We start from the raw sequence: 17,875 nt of genomic DNA, 5'->3' as shown, positions 1-17,875 counted from the left end.
CGTTATCGCTTGCGTACGGCCGGCGGTTGCATCACCGTCGGCAGCGCCTTGGGGAGCGACTCCGGATAGTCGCGACTGAAATGCAGGCCACGGCTTTCATGGCGCGAATAGGCGCTGTCCACGATCAGTGACGCCACTTCGACCAGATTGCGCAGCTCCAGCAGGTCGCTGGTGACGCGGAAATTGGCGTAGTACTCGGTGATCTCCTCGCGCAGCAGCCCGATGCGGTGCTGCGCCCGCTCCAGCCGCTTGCTGGTGCGCACGATGCCGACGTAGTTCCACATCATCCGGCGCAACTCATCCCAGTTGTGCGACACCACCACTTCCTCATCGGCATCCGAGACGCGGCTCTCGTCCCACGCGGGCAGCGAGATGTCCGGCCGGCCGAGCTTGTCCATCGACGCGATATCTTCCGCCGCGGCGCGGCCGATCACCATGCATTCGAGCAGCGAGTTGGAGGCGAGCCGGTTGGCGCCATGCAGGCCGGTGCAGGCGGTCTCGCCGACGGCGTAAAGGTTGCCGATATCGGTGCGGCCCGCGGTGTCGGTGACCACGCCGCCACAGGTGTAGTGCGCGGCTGGCACCACCGGAATCGGCTGGCGCGTGATGTCGATCCCCAGCTCCAGGCAGCGCGCGTAGATGGTGGGGAAGTGTTCCTTCAGGAAGGCTTCAGGCTGGTGCGTGATATCGAGGTAGACGCAGTCCAGGCCGCGCTTCTTCATCTCGAAGTCGATTGCGCGCGCGACCACGTCGCGCGGCGCCAGTTCGGCGCGGGAATCGTGCTCCGGCATGAAGCGCGTGCCGTCGGGCAGCTTGAGCAGGCCGCCTTCGCCGCGCACCGCTTCGGAGATCAGGAACGACTTGGCGTAGGGGTGGTACAGGCAGGTCGGGTGGAACTGGATGAACTCCATGTTCGATACCCGGCAGCCCGCGCGCCACGCCATGGCAATGCCGTCGCCGGTCGCGGTGTCGGGATTGGTGGTGTACAGGTAGACCTTGCCCGCGCCGCCAGCGGCCAGCACGGTATGCGTGGCGGTGACCGTGTGCACGGCGCCGGTGCGGTCATCGAGCACGTACAGCCCGTAGCAGCGGTTGCCCGGCAGTCCCATCTTGCGCGAGGTGATCAGGTCGATCGCGAAGTGGTCTTCCAGGATGGTGATGTTGGGGTGTTGCGTCGCCTGTTCCAGCAGCGTGCTGACCACCGCATGGCCGGTGGCGTCGGCGGCGTGGATGATGCGCCGGCGGCTGTGGCCGCCTTCGCGCGTCAGGTGAAAGCCCAGTTCGGCCTGTGCGTCGCGGGTGAAGGGCACACCGCGGTCGATCAGCCATTGGATGGCCTCACGGCCGTGCTCTACGATAAAGCGCGTTGCCTCTTCATCGCACAGCCCCGCACCGGCAACGAGCGTGTCCTGCGTATGCTCGTCATGGCTGTCGCCGGAATCCAGCACGGCGGCGATGCCGCCCTGCGCCCAGTTGCTGGCGCCCTGAGTCATGGCGCGCTTGCTGAGGATGACCACCCGGTGGGTGTCGGCCAGTTGCAGCGCGACCGTCAGGCCGGCCAGGCCGCTGCCAACGATGGCGACGTCGAAATTCATGATGCGGAGTGCGCTGGGGGGCGCCAGGCGAAAAGGGGGAAACGGCAAAGTCTACACCTGAAGCGCCCCTCAACGCATCAGCGTCCCCCGATGGTGGGCGCCAATCGCACCGTCCGCGCCGCCAGGCGGCGTTGCGGCAGTCCCGCAGGCATCGCAGACAAACAAAAAGCCCCGCAACAGGGCGGGGCTTTCCGGCGGGATTCCGTGATCAATTACTTGATCTTGGTTTCCTTGTAAGCGACGTGCTTGCGGGCGACGGGATCGAACTTCATGATCTCCATCTTTTCCGGCATGGTGCGCTTGTTCTTGGTGGTCGTGTAGAAATGACCCGTACCTGCGGTCGATTCCAGCTTGATCTTGTCGCGGCCGCCCTTGCTTGCCATGATGTGCTCCTAATTAGACTTCGCCGCGTGCGCGCAGGTCGGCGAGCACGGAGTCGATGCCTTTCTTGTCGATCAGGCGCAGGCCGGCGTTCGAGACGCGCAGGCTCACCCAGCGGTTTTCGGATTCAACGAAGAAACGACGATTCTGCAGGTTGGGCAGAAAACGGCGCTTGGTCTTGTTGTTTGCGTGGGAAACGTTGTTGCCGACCATCGGCGCTTTCCCGGTCACTTGACAGACGCGTGCCATGAAGCACTCCTAAATCTTCTATTCGTGGACAATGTTCGCAACAGATCAACAAAAGGCGCGCGGGCCCGGACTGCAGCGGTTGAGACTTCAGCAAAACGGGCATTATAGACCGGATTCCCCCGCCGAATCAATGCCTTCTGTGCTTTCGCCTTGTCATCTGTTGCGCCGTGTCGTGCGCGTCACAGCCCGGGCAGGCATTCACAGCGTTCGGCCAGCGACCTGACGTCTTGCCCCGCCACGATGAAATGGTCGATCAGCTTTACCTCGATCAGTTCGAGCGTGCGGGCCAGTTCACGCGTCAGGTGAATGTCACTGCGGCTGGGCGCGCTGGTGCCGGCCGGGTGGTTATGGGCCACGATCACGCCGGCCGCATTATGCACCCGCCTGGCGTGCCACCTCGCGCGGGTAGACGGCGGTGCGCATCAGCGTGCCGCGAAACAGTTCCTCGCTGGCGATCATGCGGTTGCCGGGATCCAGGAACAGGCACAGGAACACCTCATGCGGCAGCGAGGCCAGCGTCAGGCGCAGGTAGTTGCGCACCGCTGCCTGGGAATCGAATCCGGTGGGAAGGCGCAGCGACTCGGCCAGCGCGCGCCTGGCCAGCTCCGGGATCGCTTGCATCTGGGCATATTTGGCCCCGCCCATGCCCCGGATGGCGGTCAGCGTGCCGGCCTCGGCCGCGAACAGGGCGGTCAGAGAGCCAAAGCGGTGCAACAGTTCGCGCGCGAGGTCTACGGCACTCTTGCCGGCCGTGCCCACGCGCAGGAAGACGGCCAGCAACTCGGCGTCGGAGAGGGCGCCGGCGCCACATTCAAGCAATTTCTCGCGGGGCCGCTCGCAGGCGGGCCAGTTGGCAATGGTCATGGGCAGTCCGGTTGATTCCCGCCGTCGTTGGGTGCGATGGGCTCAAGTCGGCGGTGGATGGGCCAGTCGAATACAATACGGGTTGTTGACCGGTTGATCACCCATGAATTTGCAAACTTTCGCGTCGGAAGCCGACGGCGGCACGGCTGGCCGCAAGACTGTCCAGGCCGACTCTTTCCTGACCCTGCACTACTGCATCGCGCTCGAGAACGGCACCGAGATCGTCAGCACGTTCGAAGAGAAGCCCGCCACGCTGCTGCTCGGCCAGGGCCAGTTCGCGCCCACGCTGGAGCAGGCGCTGCTGGGCATGCCCGAGGGCGAGCGCATGACCTACCGGCTGGCGCCGGAACAGGCGTTCGGCCCGCGCAACCCCGACCTGCTGCAATGGGTATCGCTGGCCACGCTGCGCGAGAACAGCTCCTTCGAAGAGGACTACAACGCCGGCGATCTGGTGGAATTCAACGCGCCCGGCGGCGGCAAGTATGCCGGCGTGCTGAAGGAATTCGGCGACACCGCGGCGCTGTTCGACTTCAACCATCCGCTGGCCGGGCAGACCATCCTGTTCGATGTGCAGCTGATCGGCATTCTCTGAGCCTTGCCGCATGCCTGACCTGACCACCGCCCCCGACGCGGAAATCCTGATGGCCCAGCCGCGCGGCTTCTGCGCCGGCGTCGACCGCGCCATCGAGATCGTGGAACGGGCGCTCGAGCGCTTCGGCGCGCCGATCTATGTGCGCCACGAGATCGTCCACAACGCCTATGTGGTCGCCGACCTGCGCCGCAAGGGCGCGGTGTTCGTGCGCGAGCTCGACGAGGTGCCGGCCGGCGCCACCGTCATCTTCAGCGCCCATGGCGTGTCGCGCGAAGTGCGCGAGGACGCCGCCGCGCGCGGCCTGCATGTGTTCGATGCCACCTGCCCGCTGGTGACCAAGGTGCATGTCGAGGTCAGCAAGATGCGCGCCGAAGGCTGCGAGATCGTGATGATCGGCCACCGCGGCCACCCCGAAGTGGAAGGCACCATGGGCCAGGCCAAGGCCGGCATGGTGCTGGTGGAGTCGGTCGACGATGTCGCCACGCTGCGGATTGCCGACCCGGCGCGGCTGGCCTACGTGACCCAGACCACGCTGTCGGTGGACGAGACGCGCGAGATCGTGGCTGCGCTGAAGGCGCGCTACCCGCAGATCCGCGAACCCAAGAAGCAGGACATCTGCTACGCCACGCAGAACCGCCAGGACGCGGTGAAGTTCATGGCGCCGCAGGTGGAGGTGGTGATCGTGGTGGGCAGCCCCAACAGCTCCAACTCGAACCGCCTGCGCGAACTGGCCGAGCGCCTGGGCGTGCCGGCCTATATGGTCGATGCCCCCGAGCAGGTACGCCCGGAATGGATTGCCGGCAAGCGCCGCATCGGCCTGACCGCCGGTGCCTCGGCGCCAGAGGCACTGGCGCAGTCGATCGTCGACCGCCTGCGCGAACTCGGTGCGCGCCAGGTGCGCCCGTTGGCGGGCATCGAGGAAAACATGGCCTTCCCGCTGCCGCGCGGATTGCAGCCGGCGAGCGCCGCCGCCTGAGCGGCAATCATCCCCGCTTTTCATCCCTGAACGGAAGGGCGCCGCCGATGCGGCGCCCTTTGCTTTTGCGCGCGCAAATTTCGGCTCCGCGCACGCTATTCGGCCCGATCTGACTCCAACTCGCGGCGACGCCACCGATAATGCACGCGAATGGTGCAACTAATACCTGCGTGTCCGCTTGCCGCGACAAATCAGGGTAATCCCCGTATCTGGGGTTTTCCCTATTATGGTGCGGCGCTACATTCTGCACATTAGAGATCGGTGCAGCGCATTTGAAATGAAACACCTAATTAATTAGGCGTCATTATGGGTGGCGGCCGCAGTGCTTATTCCCGCCTTCGTGCGGCGCAGGCACGATTCTTGTAAGTATGTGAGACGGGCCAGTCATGTGAGCGGGAATTGCCCCAATTTGTGCATTGGGGAAATTCCCTAGCTCATTTGGCGGGTAAATCGTTCAACTTGTTGCGTCGCGTATTGCATCTGCAAAGAAAGGGGATACAATGCGCGCGTTTCAAATTGAAACTAAACAAAGGCGGTCCAGGGAAACGTCCGGGAGGCGTTGCAAATCCCTGTTTTTGTGAATCCTAGGAGATCACTCATGCAAATCACGTTTGCCAAGATTCTGCCGATCGCGGCAGCAGTGGCGCTCGTTGCAGCTTGCGGCAAGAAAGAAGAGAAGCCGGCTGACGCAGCATCCACGGCGCCGGCGGCGGCTGCCCCCGCAGCGGGCGAGACCGTCGTCAAGATCGGCCACGTGGCCCCGCTGACCGGCGGCATCGCGCACCTTGGCAAGGACAACGAAAACGGCGCCCGCCTGGCCGTGGAAGAAGTCAATCAAAAGGGCCTGGAGATCGGCGGCAAGAAGGTCAAGCTGGAACTGGTCGGCGAAGACGACGCCGCGGATCCGAAGACTGGCACCTCGGTTGCACAGAAGCTGGTTGACGCCAAGGTGGTGGCAGTGGTGGGTCACCTGAACTCGGGCACCTCGATCCCGGCCTCGAAAATCTACAGCGACGCCGGCATCGTCCAGATCTCGCCGTCCGCGACCAACCCGGACTACACCAAGCAGGGCTTCAAGACCACGTACCGCGTCGTGGCCACCGATGCCCAGCAGGGCCCGGCGCTGGCCAACTACGCCGCCAAGACCCTGAACGCCAAGAGCGTGGCCATCGTCGACGACGCCACTGCCTACGGCAAGGGCCTGGCCGACGAATTCGAGAAGACCGCCAAGGCGTCCGGCGTGAACGTGGTGGCGCGTGAAGCCACCAACGACAAGGCCACCGACTTCAAGGCGATTCTGACCAAGATCAAGGGCAAGAAGCCTGACGTGATCATGTACGGCGGCATGGACGCCACCGGCGGCCCGTTCGCCAAGCAGGCCAAGGAGCTTGGCATTGGCGCCAAGATCGTCGGCGGCGACGGCGTCTGTACCGACAAGGTGGCCCAGCTCGCTGGCGATGCGGTGAGCAACATCATCTGCTCTGAGGCAGGCCTGGCGCTGTCGAAGATGGAGCAGGGCGCCGACTTCGAGAAGAAGTATCAGGCTCGCTTCAATGCGCCGGTGCAGATCTATGCCCCGTTCACGTATGACGCGGTGATGGTCATCGTCGACGCCATGAAGCGCGCCAACTCGGCAGAGCCTGCCGCCATCCTCGCCGAGATGCCCAAGACCAACTACAAGGGCCTGATCGGCACCATCGCCTTCGACGAGAAGGGCGACATGAAGGAAGGCACCATCACGCTGTATGAGTACAAGGACAAGAAGAAGTCCGTCCTCGACGTCGTGAAGATGTAATCTGGGCTTACCGGCCCATACGAACGGCACCGTGAGTATGTTGCGGTGCCGTTCTTTTTAGCCTCGCCTAATGTAGAAGCATCCTTACCATGGATGGAACATGGCGGAGCCGCTTACCAGCAATCCAACCTCAGCTACGTTACCCATCACACACCATGGTCCCCCCGGCATCCACACCATGCCGTAAGGTCCGGGACTTGAAGCAGGAGTTTTCATGGATATCTTTATCCAGCAGATCGTGAACGGTCTGGTGCTCGGCAGCATCTATGCGCTGATCGCACTGGGCTACACCATGGTCTACGGCATTCTGGGGATCATCAACTTCGCCCACGGCGATGTCCTGATGATCGGCGCGCTGACCGCCCTGTCAGCGATTCTTGGCCTGCAGAAGTTTGCCCCCGGCTTGCCCGAATGGCTGACGCTGGTGATCGCCACGCTGATCGCCATGCCGGTCTGCGCAATACTGTCCTATTCGATTGAGCGGATCGCCTACCGGCCCTTGCGCAATGCGCCACGGCTGGCCCCGCTGATCACCGCGATCGGTGTCTCCATCATCCTCCAGACGGTGGGCATGCTGATCTGGTCGCGCAACCCGCTGACGTTCCCGCAACTGCTGCCGTCGGAACCGATCGACATCGGCGCAACCGGCGCCACCATCACCGGCAAGGAAATGGTCATCATCGGCCTGGCCGTGATGGTCATGGCCGGGCTGCTCGCGCTGGTCAACCGCACCAAGCTCGGCCGCGCCATGCGCGCCACCGCCGAGAACCAGAAGGTCGCCGGCCTGATGGGCGTGAACCCCAACTTCGTCATCTCCGCCACCTTCATGATCGGCGCCACGCTCGCCGCGCTGGCCGGCGTGATGATGGCCACCAACTACGGCAATGCCCACTTCTACATGGGCTTCATTCCCGGGCTGAAGGCGTTTACCGCCGCGGTGCTGGGCGGCATCGGCAACCTTGCCGGCGCCATGGTCGGCGGCATGCTGCTGGGACTGATCGAAGCGCTGGGCGCCGGCTATATCGGCGACCTGACCAACGGCGTCTTCGGTTCGAACTACCAGGATGTCTTTGCCTTTATCGTACTGATCACCGTGCTCGTCTTCCGTCCGTCCGGCATCATGGGCGAACGCGTGGCGGACCGCGCCTGAGGAGAGCGAATCCATGACTGCTCCGATTCCATCCACGGCCGCCGTCGCGGCGCCGACCCGCGTGCCGGCCAAGACGCTGGCCGCACTGATTGGCTTCCTGGTGCTCGCCCTGTGCGCACCGTTCGTCGTCCAGACCTTTGGCGGCAACTACTGGGTCCGCGTGCTGGACTTCGCGCTGCTGTACATCATGCTGGCGCTGGGCCTGAACATCGTGGTGGGCTTTGCCGGCCTGCTTGACCTGGGCTATATCGCGTTCTACGCGGTGGGCGCGTACCTGATGGCACTGCTCGGCTCGCCGCACCTGGCGAACCAGTTCGAGTGGATCCAGCAGCTGTTCCCCAACGGCCTGCACGTGTCGATGTGGTTCGTGTTACCGATCGCAATCCTGGTGGCCGCCACTTTCGGCGTGCTGCTGGGTGCCCCAACGCTCAAGCTGCGCGGCGACTACCTCGCCATCGTGACGCTGGGCTTCGGCGAGATCATCCGTATCTTCATGAACAACCTGGACCGCCCGCTGAACATCACCAACGGGCCCAAGGGCATTACCGCGGTGGACCCGGTCCATATCTTCGGCTTCGATTTCTCGAAATCGCACGAGATCTTCGGGCTCAAGTTCACGCCGGTGTTCATGTACTACTACCTGCTGGTATTCCTGGTCATCGTGATCGTGTTCGTGTGCCTGCGGCTGCAGACCTCGCGCATCGGCCGCGCCTGGGTTGCCATCCGTGAGGACGAGATCGCCGCCAAGGCGATGGGCATCAACACCCGCAATATCAAGCTGCTGGCCTTTGCCATGGGCGCGTCGTTCGGCGGCGCCTCGGGCGCGGCGTTCGGTGCTTTCCAGGGCTTCGTGTCGCCGGAATCGTTCACGCTGTGGGAATCGATCTACGTGCTGGCGATCGTGGTGCTCGGCGGCATGGGCCATATCCCGGGCGTGATCCTGGGCGGCGTCCTGCTGGTGGGTTTCCAGGAGCTGCTGCGCGTGGTGGCCGAGCCGATGCAGACCGGCCTGTTCGGCCAAGTCGTCGTCGACGCCGAAGTGCTGCGCCAGCTGCTGTTCGGCCTGGCCCTGGTTGGCGTGATGCTGTATCGCCCGGCAGGCATCTGGCCGTCGCCGCGCAAGGAAGACCGCCCGGTGGTGCGCCGCGCGGGCAATATCGGCCGTCTGTAAACCGGAGGAAGACATGAGCAACAACGATATCCTCCTGTCGGTACAGGGGGTCAACAAGCGTTTCGGCGGCCTGCAGGCACTGTCCGAAGTGGGCCTGCAGATCAAGCAGGGCGAGATCTACGGCCTGATCGGCCCCAACGGCGCCGGCAAGACCACCTTCTTCAACGTGATCACCGGCCTGTACACGCCGGATTCGGGCGAGTTCGTGCTGGGCGGCACGCCCTACCAGCCGACCGCGGTGCATGAGGTGGCCAGGGCAGGGATCGCGCGCACGTTCCAGAACATCCGGCTGTTCGGCGAGATGACCGCGCTGGAGAACGTGATGGTGGGGCGCCACGTGCGTTCCAAGGCCGGCGTGTTCGGCGCGATCTTCCGCCCGCCCGCGGTGCGGCGCGAGGAAGAGGGCATCGAGGACATGGCGCATGACCTGCTGGAGTACGTCGGCATCGGCAAGTACGCCAACTTCACCGCGCGCAATCTGTCGTACGGCCACCAGCGCCGGCTGGAGATCGCCCGCGCGCTGGCGACCGAGCCCAAGCTGCTGGCGCTGGACGAACCGGCCGCGGGCATGAACGCGACCGAGAAGGTGGAGCTGCGCGGGCTGCTCGAGAAGATCAAGAACGACGGCAAGACCATTCTGCTGATCGAGCACGACGTGAAGCTGGTGATGGGGCTGTGCAACCGCATGACGGTGCTGGACTACGGCAAGGTGATTGCCCAGGGCCTGCCGCAAGAAGTGCAGAACAACCCCGCGGTGATCGAGGCCTACCTCGGCGCATCGGCGCATTGATGGCCGGAGGACAATCCATGACACAGACAGTATTGAAGATCTCGGGCCTGAAGGTGGCCTACGGCGGCATCCAGGCCGTCAAGGGCATCGACCTCGACATCAAGGACGGCGAGCTGGTGACGCTGATCGGCGCCAACGGCGCCGGCAAGACCACCACCATGAAGGCCATCACCGGCCTGCAGGGCTGGGTCGGCGGCGATGTGGAGTACATGGGCAAGTCGATCAAGGGCGTGCCCAGCTACGCGCTGCTCAAGCAGGGGCTGGCGATGGTGCCGGAAGGGCGCGGCGTGTTCGCGCGCATGACCATCACCGAGAACCTGCAGATGGGCGCCTACACGCGCGACGACGAGGCCGGCATCAAGGCCGACGTCGACCGCATGTTCGGCATCTTCCCGCGGCTCAAGGAGCGAGCCAACCAGCTGGCCGGCACCATGTCGGGCGGCGAGCAGCAGATGCTGGCAATGGCGCGTGCGCTGATGAGCCAGCCCAAGGTGCTGCTGCTGGACGAGCCGTCGATGGGCCTGTCGCCGATCATGGTCGAGAAGATCTTCGAGGTCGTGCGCGACATCTCGGCGCAGGGCGTGACCGTGCTGCTGGTTGAGCAGAACGCGCGCCTGGCGCTGCAGGCCGCGCACCGCGGCTATGTGATGGAGTCGGGCCTCATTACGATGAGCGGCGACGCCAAGCAGATGCTGGATGATCCCAAGGTGCGCGCGGCGTATCTGGGTGAGTAAAGGCCCTCAGCAAGAGCGAGCGGTTTTGGGTGCTCCCAAGCCGTCCGAACTAGCCTAAGCAAGGTGTTCTCCCTCTCCCCTCAGGGGAGAGGGTTGGGGTGAGGGGTGGTAACCCACGGGCATCAGCCTTTGACGCGCCTGCCCTCACCCCCACCCCTCTCCCGCGCGCGGGAGAGGGGAGCCTGCTGCAAGCGTCATCGTCATCGACGCATCGGCCAGCAGGCTCAACAGCAGCCCTGAAGCCTCGCTTTGCGCGAGGCTTTTTTTATCAGGCCAGCTTCTTCAGCAACGTACGCAGCATCCCGATCATCTGGTCGATCTCTTCGCGGGTCACGTTCAGCGCCGGCATGAAGCGCAGCAGGTTGGCGCGCGGTGCATTCAGCAGCAGGCCGTGCGGCGCCATGTCGCGGGCTTCTTCCACCAGTTGCGGGCCGATGTCCCTGTCCAGCAGCAGTGCGCGCAGCAGGCCTTCGCCGCGTTCGCCGCCCAGGCCGAACTCAGCCGACAGCGCCAGCAGCTGTTCCTTCAGGTACTCGCCCTTGGCCCTGACGTCGTCGAGGAAGCCCGGCGCGGTCAGTTGCTCCATCACGGCGCTGCCCACGGCGGTCATCAGCGGGTTGCCGTTGTAGGTGCCGCCCTGGTCGCCGGCCTCGAAGCTCGCCACCTCGGCCTTGCACAGCAGCGCCGACAGCGGCACGCCGCCGCCGATGCCCTTGCCCAGCGTCATGATGTCCGGCTCCACGCCCGACAGCTCGTAGGCGAACAGCGTGCCGCAGCGGCCGCAGCCGGCCTGCACTTCATCGACGATAAACAGCAGCTTGTGCTTGTCGGCCAGCGCGCGCAGCCCCTGCATGAATTCGCGCGTGGCGGGAATCACGCCGCCTTCGCCCTGCACCGGCTCGAGCATGATGCCGACGGTCTTGTCGGTGATCAGCTTCTCCACCGAGGCCAGGTCGTTCAGCTCGGCCTTGGGGAAGCCCGGCACCTGCGGCGCGAAGATGGTGTCCCAGCCGGCCTTGCCCGACGCGCTCATGGTGGCGAGCGTGCGGCCATGGAAGCTGTGGTCCATGGTGATGATCTCGTAGGCGCCGTCCTTGTGCTTGCGGCCCCATTTGCGCGCCAGCTTGATCGCACCTTCGTTGGCCTCGGCGCCGCTGTTGGCGAAGAAGACCTTGTCGAAGCAGCTGTTGTCGGTGAGTTGCCTGGCCAACCGCAGCATCGGCTCGTTGTAGAAGGCCGGGCTGGGGTTGATGATCTTCTGCGATTGCGCCACCAGCGCGTCGATCATGCCCTGGTTGGAATGCCCCAGGCAGTTCACCGCCCAGCCCTGCACGAAGTCCAGATATCGCTTGCCGTTGTGATCCGTCAGCCAGGAGCCCTTGCCCTCGGTGAAGACGAGCTCGGGCCGGTTGGTGATGTACATCAGGGATTGGACGGGATACTCAGCAAATGCCATGGCGGACTCCAGGGGTCGGCTTTAAACGTTGGACGGGAGGGCGGGAAAGACGAAACAAAAAACGGGGAAACAAAAACAAAAAGCCACGGGGGTTGCCCGTGGCTCGTTGACCTGAACAGACGCAGTCGACGGTCAGCCGCGTGGCACCCCGTTGGGGAGCGACGTACGGAAGCTGCGGCGTCGGTTGAAGGTCGTGTTCATGCGGCCAAATATAAGGCGCATGCGCCCGGGTGTCAAAACCAATTTTGGCGGACCCGGGCATTGTTGCGCTGAGGGGACGGCAGGGCCGGCGCGCCGTTCAGGCCGCCGGTGCCGAGCCGGCCGGGTGCATATCGGCCTCGGACGTGAACGAGTCGGCGAAGAACGCGTCCTCGTGCAGCTTGCACTGGCGGGTGAAGTCGGTGCGCGCCGCGTTGATCATCACCGGTGCGCCGCAGGCATAGACCTCGTGGCCCGACAGGTCCGGGTAGTCCGCGATCACGGCCTGGTGGACAAAGCCGGTGCGGCCCTGCCAGCTGTCTTCCGGCAGCGCGTCGGACACCACCGGCACGTACTTGAAGTTGGGCAGGTCGCGCGCCCACTGTTCGCACAGCGCGTGCATGTACAGGTCCTTGGGCCGGCGGCCGCCCAAGTACAGCGTCATCGGGCGTTCGATGCCGGTGTAGGCGGCGTGTTCGACGATCGCCTTGATCGGCGCGAAGCCGGTGCCGGAAGCCAGCAGGATGATCGGCGCGCTCGATTCCTCGCGCAGGAAGAAGCTGCCCAGCGGGCCCTCGAAGCGCAGGATGTCGCGCTCCTTCATCGCCGGCTGGCCCTCTTTGGCACCGAACACGTAGTCGGTGAAGGCGCCGCCCGGCATATGGCGGATATGCAGTTCGATCGGGCCGTCCTCGTGCGGCGGCGTGGCGATCGAATAGCTGCGGCGCTTGCCGTCGCGCAGCAGGAATTCCACGTACTGGCCGGCGAGGTACTGCAGGCGCTCGGTCGCCGGCAGCTGCAGCTTGATGGCGATGACGTCATCGGCCAGGCGCTCCAGCGTGGTCACGCGGCACGGCACCTTCTTGATCGGGATGTCGCCGGCGCCGTGGACTTCGCGGCATTCGATGGTAATGTCCGAGGCCGCGTTGGCGCAGCAGAAGAGGGCGCGGCCCTCGGTCTTTTCCTGCGCGGTCAGCGCGGCCGGGGCATGGTCGCCCTGGACGATGGTGCCTTCGAGCACGCGGCCCTTGCATGAGCCGCAGGCGCCGTTCTTGCAGCCGTACGGCAGCCCGATGCTGTGGCGCAGGGCCGCGCCGAGGATGGTTTCGTCCGAGGCCACTTCGAACTTGTGGCCACTGGGCATGACGGTTACTTGATAAGCCATAATCGGTCTATGAGCCAAATTCAGTCGATGCTGCAGCCCTCGCGCCCCCCGGTTTTGCCGGTCCCCAGCCGCCGGCTGGGACGTCCGCGCCTGTTGATCGTCGGGTGCGGGGATGTGGGGACGCGCTGCCTGCGAATCCTGTCGTCGCGCATGCGCGTGTTTGCCGTGACCTCGCAGCCGGCACGCCGCGCCGAGCTGCGCGCCGCCGGCGCGGTGCCGCTGGTGGCGGACCTGGACCGGCCTGCCACGCTGGCACGGCTGCGGAGCCTGGCCACGCAGGTACTTGACCTGGCGCCGCCGCCCGGCCGGGGCGAGGGCGATCCACGTACGCGTGCGCTGCTCGCCGCCTTGCGCCGCAAGGCCTGGCGCCGGGCGCGCAAGCCTGCCGGCGCGCTTGCCGGCGAGCCCGCCATTCTACCCGACCGTGCCGGGCCCCGCGCTGCGTTTGTCTACGCCAGCACCTCGGGCGTCTACGGCGACCGCCAGGGCGCCCGGGTGTCCGAATTCCATGCGGTGCGGCCCCAGACCCCCCGCGCGCGCCGCCGCGTCGCCGCCGAGCAGGCGGTGCGCGCCTTTGGCCGCGACGCCGGCTGGCGCGCCAGCATCGTCCGCATTCCGGGCATCTATGCCGAGGATCGCCTGCCGCTGGCGCGCCTGAACCGCGGCACGCCCGCGCTGGTGCCGCAGGACGACGTCTACACCAGCCATATCCACGCCGACGACCTCGCGCGTGCGATGATCGCCGCGCTGTTCCGCGGCCGTCCGCAGCGTGTGGTGCACGCCAGCGACGACACCGAGCTGCGCATGGCCGACTACTTCGACCTCGTCGCCGATCGCCGCGGCCTGCCGCGACCGCCACGGATCACGCGCGGCCAGGCGCGTGAAGTGATCGAACCGACGCTGCTCAGCTTTATGAGCGAGTCGCGCCGGCTCGACAACGCCCGGCTGAAGCGCGAACTGCGCCTGCGGCTGCGCTATCCCACGGTTAGCTCCTTCTTCGACGCCTGACCGCACCAGCGGTTGCCCCCGCCTGAAGCCGCGCGCCTTTGGCACGCGGCTTGCTGTACCCTACGTCACCTTGTTCCTGTCTATACAGCAACACATCGAACGCCCTGGCGTGGTGCCGGCAAAGGTGCGAGTGAACCGGCGTGGTGCCGCCACCGTGGACGAATCCCGGAAATAAAGCGCTTTTCAAGGCAGTTTTCTCCGGCCCGCCTCGGGGAAGTACTACGTTGACTTGTATATACAGGCATTGTTTAATGCCCGAAAACGAGCGCGGCCGCATGCATGGCCCGCCGTCGACGGACACACCAAAGGAGCGTACAGATGAGGATTCAGAGCCGCATTCAAAGCAGCATCCGCGGTCGGATGGCAGTTGGGGCCGCGATGCTGTTCGCGGTGGTGGCAACGGGCGGCACCGCGCACGCCGAGACCACCAAGGTCACGCTCGGGATGAGCGGCTGGACCGGCTTCGCGCCGCTGACGCTGGCCGACAAGGCCGGCATCTTCAAGAAGAACGGCGTGGAAGTCGACATCAAGATGATCCCGCAGAAGGACCGCCACCTGGCGCTGGCCTCGGGCGCGATCCAGTGCGCGGCCACCACGGTCGAGACCCATGTGGCCTGGAACGCCAACGGCGTGCCGATCACCCAGATTGTGCAGCTCGACAAGTCGTACGGTGCCGACGGCCTGGCCGTGCGCAGCGATGTGAAGAGCTTTGCCGACCTGAAGGGCAAGACCATCGGCGTCGATGCACCGGGCACCGCGCCGTACTTCGGCCTGGCCTGGATGCTGAAGAAGAACGGCATGTCGCTGAAGGACATCAAGACCACCACGCTGTCGCCGCAGGCGGCCGCGCAGGCCTTCGTCGCCGGCCAGAACGACGGCGCCATGACCTACGAGCCGTACCTGTCGACCGTGCGCCAGAACCCGGACAAGGGCAAGATCCTGGCTACCACGCTCGACTACCCGATGGTGACCGACACGCTGGGCTGCGCGCCCAAGTGGCTCAAGGAGAACCCCAAGGCCGCCCAGGCGCTGGTCGACAGCTACTTCGAAGCGCTGGAGATGATCCGCAAGGAGCCGCAGAAGTCCAACGAGATCATGGGCGCTGCGGTCAAGCAGACCGGCGAGCAGTTCGCCAAGTCGGCGGCCTACCTGCGCTGGCAGGATCGCGAGGCGAACAAGAAGTTCTTTGCCGGCGAACTCGCCAGCTTCAGCAAGGAAGCGGCAGGCGTGCTGATGGACATCGGCGTGATCCGCCAGGTGCCCGACGTGACGACGCTGTACGACGCGCGTTTCCTCAAGTAACCAGCAGTTTTCAGGAGGCGTGACGTCATGACGCAAGCCCGAATCGGTTCTCACGCACCGGCCGCGCCGGTAGCCGCCGCCGCGCCGCCACCAGCGCGCCGGCGCCACCCGTGGCTGGCCCCGCTGGTCACGGTGTCGCCCAACGCGCGCTGGATGCTGGGCCTGTCCTTCTTTGTGCTGTTCTTCGGCATCTGGGCCGTGGTGACGCTGGGCGGCTTCGTGCCGCGCACGTTCCTGGCCGATCCGATGACGATGGCCAAGGAAGGCTTCATCCTGTTCACGGAGCACAACTTCATCGGCGATATCGGCATGACCGTCTGGCGCGTGGTCGGCGGCTTCGTGCTGGCCGCGGTGCTGGCGGTGCCGCTGGGCATCTTCATGGGCGCGTACAAGGCGGCCGAGGCGTTCTTCGAGCCCTTCGTGTCGTTCTGCCGCTACCTGCCCGCGTCGGCCTTTATCCCGCTGCTGATCCTGTGGGCCGGCATCGGCGAGACCCAGAAGCTGCTGGTGATTTTTATCGGCTCGTTCTTCCAGATCGTGCTGATGGTGGCGGTGGCCGTCGGTGGCGCCCGCAAGGACCTGGTCGAAGCCGCCTACACGCTCGGCGCCAACAGCGCCGGCATCGTGCGGCGCGTGCTGATCCCGGGCGCGGCGCCCGAGATCGCCGAGATCCTGCGGCTGGTGCTGGGCTGGGCCTGGACCTACGTGATCGTGGCCGAGCTGATCGGCTCGTCGTCCGGCATCGGCCATATGATCACCGACAGCCAGGCGCTGCTCAATACCGGGCAGATCATCTTCGGCATCATCGTGATCGGCTGCATCGGGCTGGTCTCCGACCTTGTTTTCAAGCGCGCCAACCAGCGCCTGTTCCCGTGGAGTTCGATCCAATGAGCACACTGTCCATCCAGCAGGTCTCGCGCACCTTCGCCAACCCGCGCGGCGGCCAGACCCTGGCGCTGCAGCCGGTCGACTTCGAGGTGCGCGACAACGACTTCGTCACCATTCTCGGGCCCTCGGGCTGCGGCAAGTCCACGCTGCTGCGCATCGTGGCCGGGCTCGATACGCCCACCAGCGGCCGCGTGGTGCTTGATGGCCAGCCGGTATCGGCGCCCGGCGCCGACCGCGGCATGGTGTTCCAGTCGTACACGCTGTTCCCCTGGCTCACGATCGAGCAGAACGTGCGCTTCGGCCTGCGCGAGCGCGGCATGAGCGCGGCCGAGCAGAAGGAGCGCAGCGACTTCTTTATCCAGCGCGTGGGGCTGCGCGGCTTCGAGCAGCACTACCCGAAGCAGCTCTCGGGCGGCATGCAGCAGCGCACCGCGATCGCGCGGGCGCTGGCCAACGATCCCAAGATCCTGCTGCTCGACGAGCCCTTCGGCGCGCTCGACAACCAGACCCGCGTGCTGATGCAGGAGTTGCTGCTCGGCATCTGGGAAGCGTCGCGCAAGACGGTATTATTCGTGACCCACGATATCGACGAGGCCATCTTCATGGCCAACCGGGTGGCGGTGTTTTCCGCCAGGCCGGGTCGGATCAAGAGCGAGATCGCGGTGGATTTCCCGCATCCGCGCCATTACACGATCAAGACCTCTCCCGAGTTTTCCGCGCTCAAGGCGCGCCTGACGGAGGAGATCCGCGCCGAGGCCATGGCCGCGGCCGAGCACTGACACCTTATGAACTACGCCGCCGGCGCTTCCGCCTCTTCCTCTGCGTCGTCTCCGACCGCGCTCTACCAGCAGGTCAAGGAGTACATCGCCCGCCAGATCCAGAGCGGCGCGTGGAAGCCGGGCGACCGGGTGCCGTCGGAGCAGGAACTGGTGAACCGCTTCGGCGTCTCGCGCATGACCGTCAACCGGGCGTTGCGCGAGCTGTCGGAGCAGGGCCGGGTGGTGCGCGTGGCCGGAGTGGGCACGTTTGTCGCCGAGCACAAGCCGCAATCCACGCTGCTCTCCGTGGTCAACCTGCAGGACGAGATCCGCATGCGCGGGCATGACTATGCCTGCGACGTGATCCTGGTGGAGCGCGTGGCGGCGTCGATCGAGGTCGCGGCGGCACTGGAGCTGCGCACCGGCGAGTCGGTGTACCACTCCGTCTGCGTGCATCGCGAGGATGGCGTGCCGGTGCAGCTTGAAGACCGCTACGTCAACCCGCGCGTGGCGCCTGACTTTATCGGCCAGGACTTCAGCCAGACCCAGCCGGGTGAATACCTGTTGCGCCATGTGCCCTACGATCAGGTAGAGCACGTGGTCGACGCAATGGCCGCCACGCCGGAACAGGCGGCGCAGCTTGAAATGCCGCCCACGCAACCTTGCCTGATGCTGACGCGCCGAACCTGGACCAACGGCGTGCCGGTGACCTTTGTGCGGTGCCTGCATCCGGGCAACCGCTACCGCCTCGGCAGCCGCTTCCGCGCCGACGGCAATCCCGCTTTCGGCTGATTCCACAAGAA

Annotated in this window: 17 protein-coding genes and 1 pseudogene; 12 read left to right on the top strand and 6 right to left on the bottom strand. The window is 65.4% G+C overall.

Annotation, left to right across the window (positions count from 1 at the left end; translation table 11 throughout):
• Window positions 1-2: 2 nt before the first annotated feature.
• The 4 genes and pseudogenes from nadB to radC form a co-directional block, all read right to left on the bottom strand.
• On the bottom strand, window positions 3-1,595 hold the full coding sequence (gene nadB, locus AB1I47_RS02355; protein WP_354682170.1) for an L-aspartate oxidase: 1,593 nt from the start codon (window positions 1,593-1,595) through the stop codon (window positions 3-5).
• Window positions 1,596-1,807: 212 nt separating this feature from the next.
• The gene (rpmG, locus tag AB1I47_RS02350) at window positions 1,808-1,978 is read right to left on the bottom strand and encodes a 50S ribosomal protein L33 (RefSeq protein WP_010814980.1); all 171 of its coding nucleotides are present in this window, start codon (window positions 1,976-1,978) and stop codon (window positions 1,808-1,810) included.
• A 13-nt stretch (window positions 1,979-1,991) separates the two neighbouring features.
• Window positions 1,992-2,225, bottom strand: a complete 234-nt coding sequence (gene rpmB, locus AB1I47_RS02345; RefSeq protein WP_006575661.1) for a 50S ribosomal protein L28 — start codon at window positions 2,223-2,225, stop codon at window positions 1,992-1,994.
• 179 nt (window positions 2,226-2,404) lie between these two features.
• A pseudogene (radC, locus tag AB1I47_RS02340) lies at window positions 2,405-3,089 on the bottom strand (RadC family protein).
• Between the two features lie 103 nt (window positions 3,090-3,192).
• Between radC and AB1I47_RS02335 the strand changes: the two are divergent.
• From AB1I47_RS02335 to AB1I47_RS02305, 7 genes are all read left to right on the top strand, one after another.
• Window positions 3,193-3,681 (top strand): FKBP-type peptidyl-prolyl cis-trans isomerase, encoded by a 489-nt coding sequence (locus AB1I47_RS02335; RefSeq protein WP_354682169.1) that lies wholly within the window; start codon window positions 3,193-3,195, stop codon window positions 3,679-3,681.
• Between the two features lie 10 nt (window positions 3,682-3,691).
• On the top strand, window positions 3,692-4,657 hold the full coding sequence (ispH, locus tag AB1I47_RS02330; RefSeq protein ID WP_354682168.1) for a 4-hydroxy-3-methylbut-2-enyl diphosphate reductase: 966 nt from the start codon (window positions 3,692-3,694) through the stop codon (window positions 4,655-4,657).
• Between the two features lie 598 nt (window positions 4,658-5,255).
• Window positions 5,256-6,452, top strand: a complete 1,197-nt coding sequence (locus tag AB1I47_RS02325) for a branched-chain amino acid ABC transporter substrate-binding protein (RefSeq protein ID WP_354682167.1) — start codon at window positions 5,256-5,258, stop codon at window positions 6,450-6,452.
• A 214-nt stretch (window positions 6,453-6,666) separates the two neighbouring features.
• The gene (locus AB1I47_RS02320; RefSeq protein ID WP_354682166.1) at window positions 6,667-7,602 is read left to right on the top strand and encodes a branched-chain amino acid ABC transporter permease; all 936 of its coding nucleotides are present in this window, start codon (window positions 6,667-6,669) and stop codon (window positions 7,600-7,602) included.
• Between the two features lie 13 nt (window positions 7,603-7,615).
• Complete coding sequence (locus tag AB1I47_RS02315) at window positions 7,616-8,773, top strand: ABC transporter permease subunit (protein ID WP_354682165.1); 1,158 nt, start codon at window positions 7,616-7,618, stop codon at window positions 8,771-8,773.
• A 13-nt stretch (window positions 8,774-8,786) separates the two neighbouring features.
• Complete coding sequence (locus AB1I47_RS02310) at window positions 8,787-9,563, top strand: ABC transporter ATP-binding protein (RefSeq protein ID WP_354682164.1); 777 nt, start codon at window positions 8,787-8,789, stop codon at window positions 9,561-9,563.
• Window positions 9,564-9,580: 17 nt separating this feature from the next.
• Window positions 9,581-10,297, top strand: coding sequence for an ABC transporter ATP-binding protein (locus AB1I47_RS02305; RefSeq protein WP_354682163.1), 717 nt, complete (start codon window positions 9,581-9,583; stop codon window positions 10,295-10,297).
• A 268-nt stretch (window positions 10,298-10,565) separates the two neighbouring features.
• Here the strand turns inward: AB1I47_RS02305 and AB1I47_RS02300 are convergent, their stop codons facing one another.
• Both AB1I47_RS02300 and AB1I47_RS02295 read right to left on the bottom strand, forming a co-directional pair.
• Complete coding sequence (locus AB1I47_RS02300) at window positions 10,566-11,753, bottom strand: acetylornithine transaminase (RefSeq protein ID WP_354682162.1); 1,188 nt, start codon at window positions 11,751-11,753, stop codon at window positions 10,566-10,568.
• Window positions 11,754-12,051: 298 nt separating this feature from the next.
• Complete coding sequence (locus AB1I47_RS02295; RefSeq protein ID WP_354682161.1) at window positions 12,052-13,116, bottom strand: CDP-6-deoxy-delta-3,4-glucoseen reductase; 1,065 nt, start codon at window positions 13,114-13,116, stop codon at window positions 12,052-12,054.
• Between the two features lie 9 nt (window positions 13,117-13,125).
• Between AB1I47_RS02295 and AB1I47_RS02290 the strand changes: the two genes are divergently transcribed.
• From AB1I47_RS02290 to hutC, 5 genes are all read left to right on the top strand, one after another.
• Complete coding sequence (locus AB1I47_RS02290; RefSeq protein WP_354682160.1) at window positions 13,126-14,124, top strand: NAD-dependent epimerase/dehydratase family protein; 999 nt, start codon at window positions 13,126-13,128, stop codon at window positions 14,122-14,124.
• A gap of 360 nt (window positions 14,125-14,484) precedes the next feature.
• Window positions 14,485-15,426, top strand: a complete 942-nt coding sequence (locus tag AB1I47_RS02285; RefSeq protein ID WP_354682208.1) for an ABC transporter substrate-binding protein — start codon at window positions 14,485-14,487, stop codon at window positions 15,424-15,426.
• A gap of 27 nt (window positions 15,427-15,453) precedes the next feature.
• Window positions 15,454-16,317 carry an ABC transporter permease gene (locus AB1I47_RS02280; protein ID WP_354682159.1) on the top strand — a complete coding sequence of 288 codons (864 nt, stop codon included), beginning with the start codon at window positions 15,454-15,456 and terminating at the stop codon, window positions 16,315-16,317.
• Window positions 16,314-17,093: an ABC transporter ATP-binding protein gene (locus tag AB1I47_RS02275; protein WP_354682158.1), complete on the top strand. Its 780-nt coding sequence runs from the start codon at window positions 16,314-16,316 to the stop codon at window positions 17,091-17,093. Before AB1I47_RS02280 ends, AB1I47_RS02275 begins: the two co-directional genes overlap by 4 nt.
• 6 nt (window positions 17,094-17,099) lie before the next feature.
• A complete protein-coding gene (gene hutC, locus AB1I47_RS02270) occupies window positions 17,100-17,864 on the top strand; it encodes a histidine utilization repressor (RefSeq protein WP_354682157.1) in 765 nt (254 codons plus the stop codon).
• Window positions 17,865-17,875 lie beyond the last annotated feature (11 nt).

The organism is Cupriavidus necator (assembly GCF_040578825.1).
Classification (GTDB): Bacteria; Pseudomonadota; Gammaproteobacteria; order Burkholderiales; family Burkholderiaceae; genus Cupriavidus; species Cupriavidus necator_E.
Note: the sequence above shows the minus strand (reverse complement) of the source record. Positions and strands in the feature narration are given on the sequence as shown.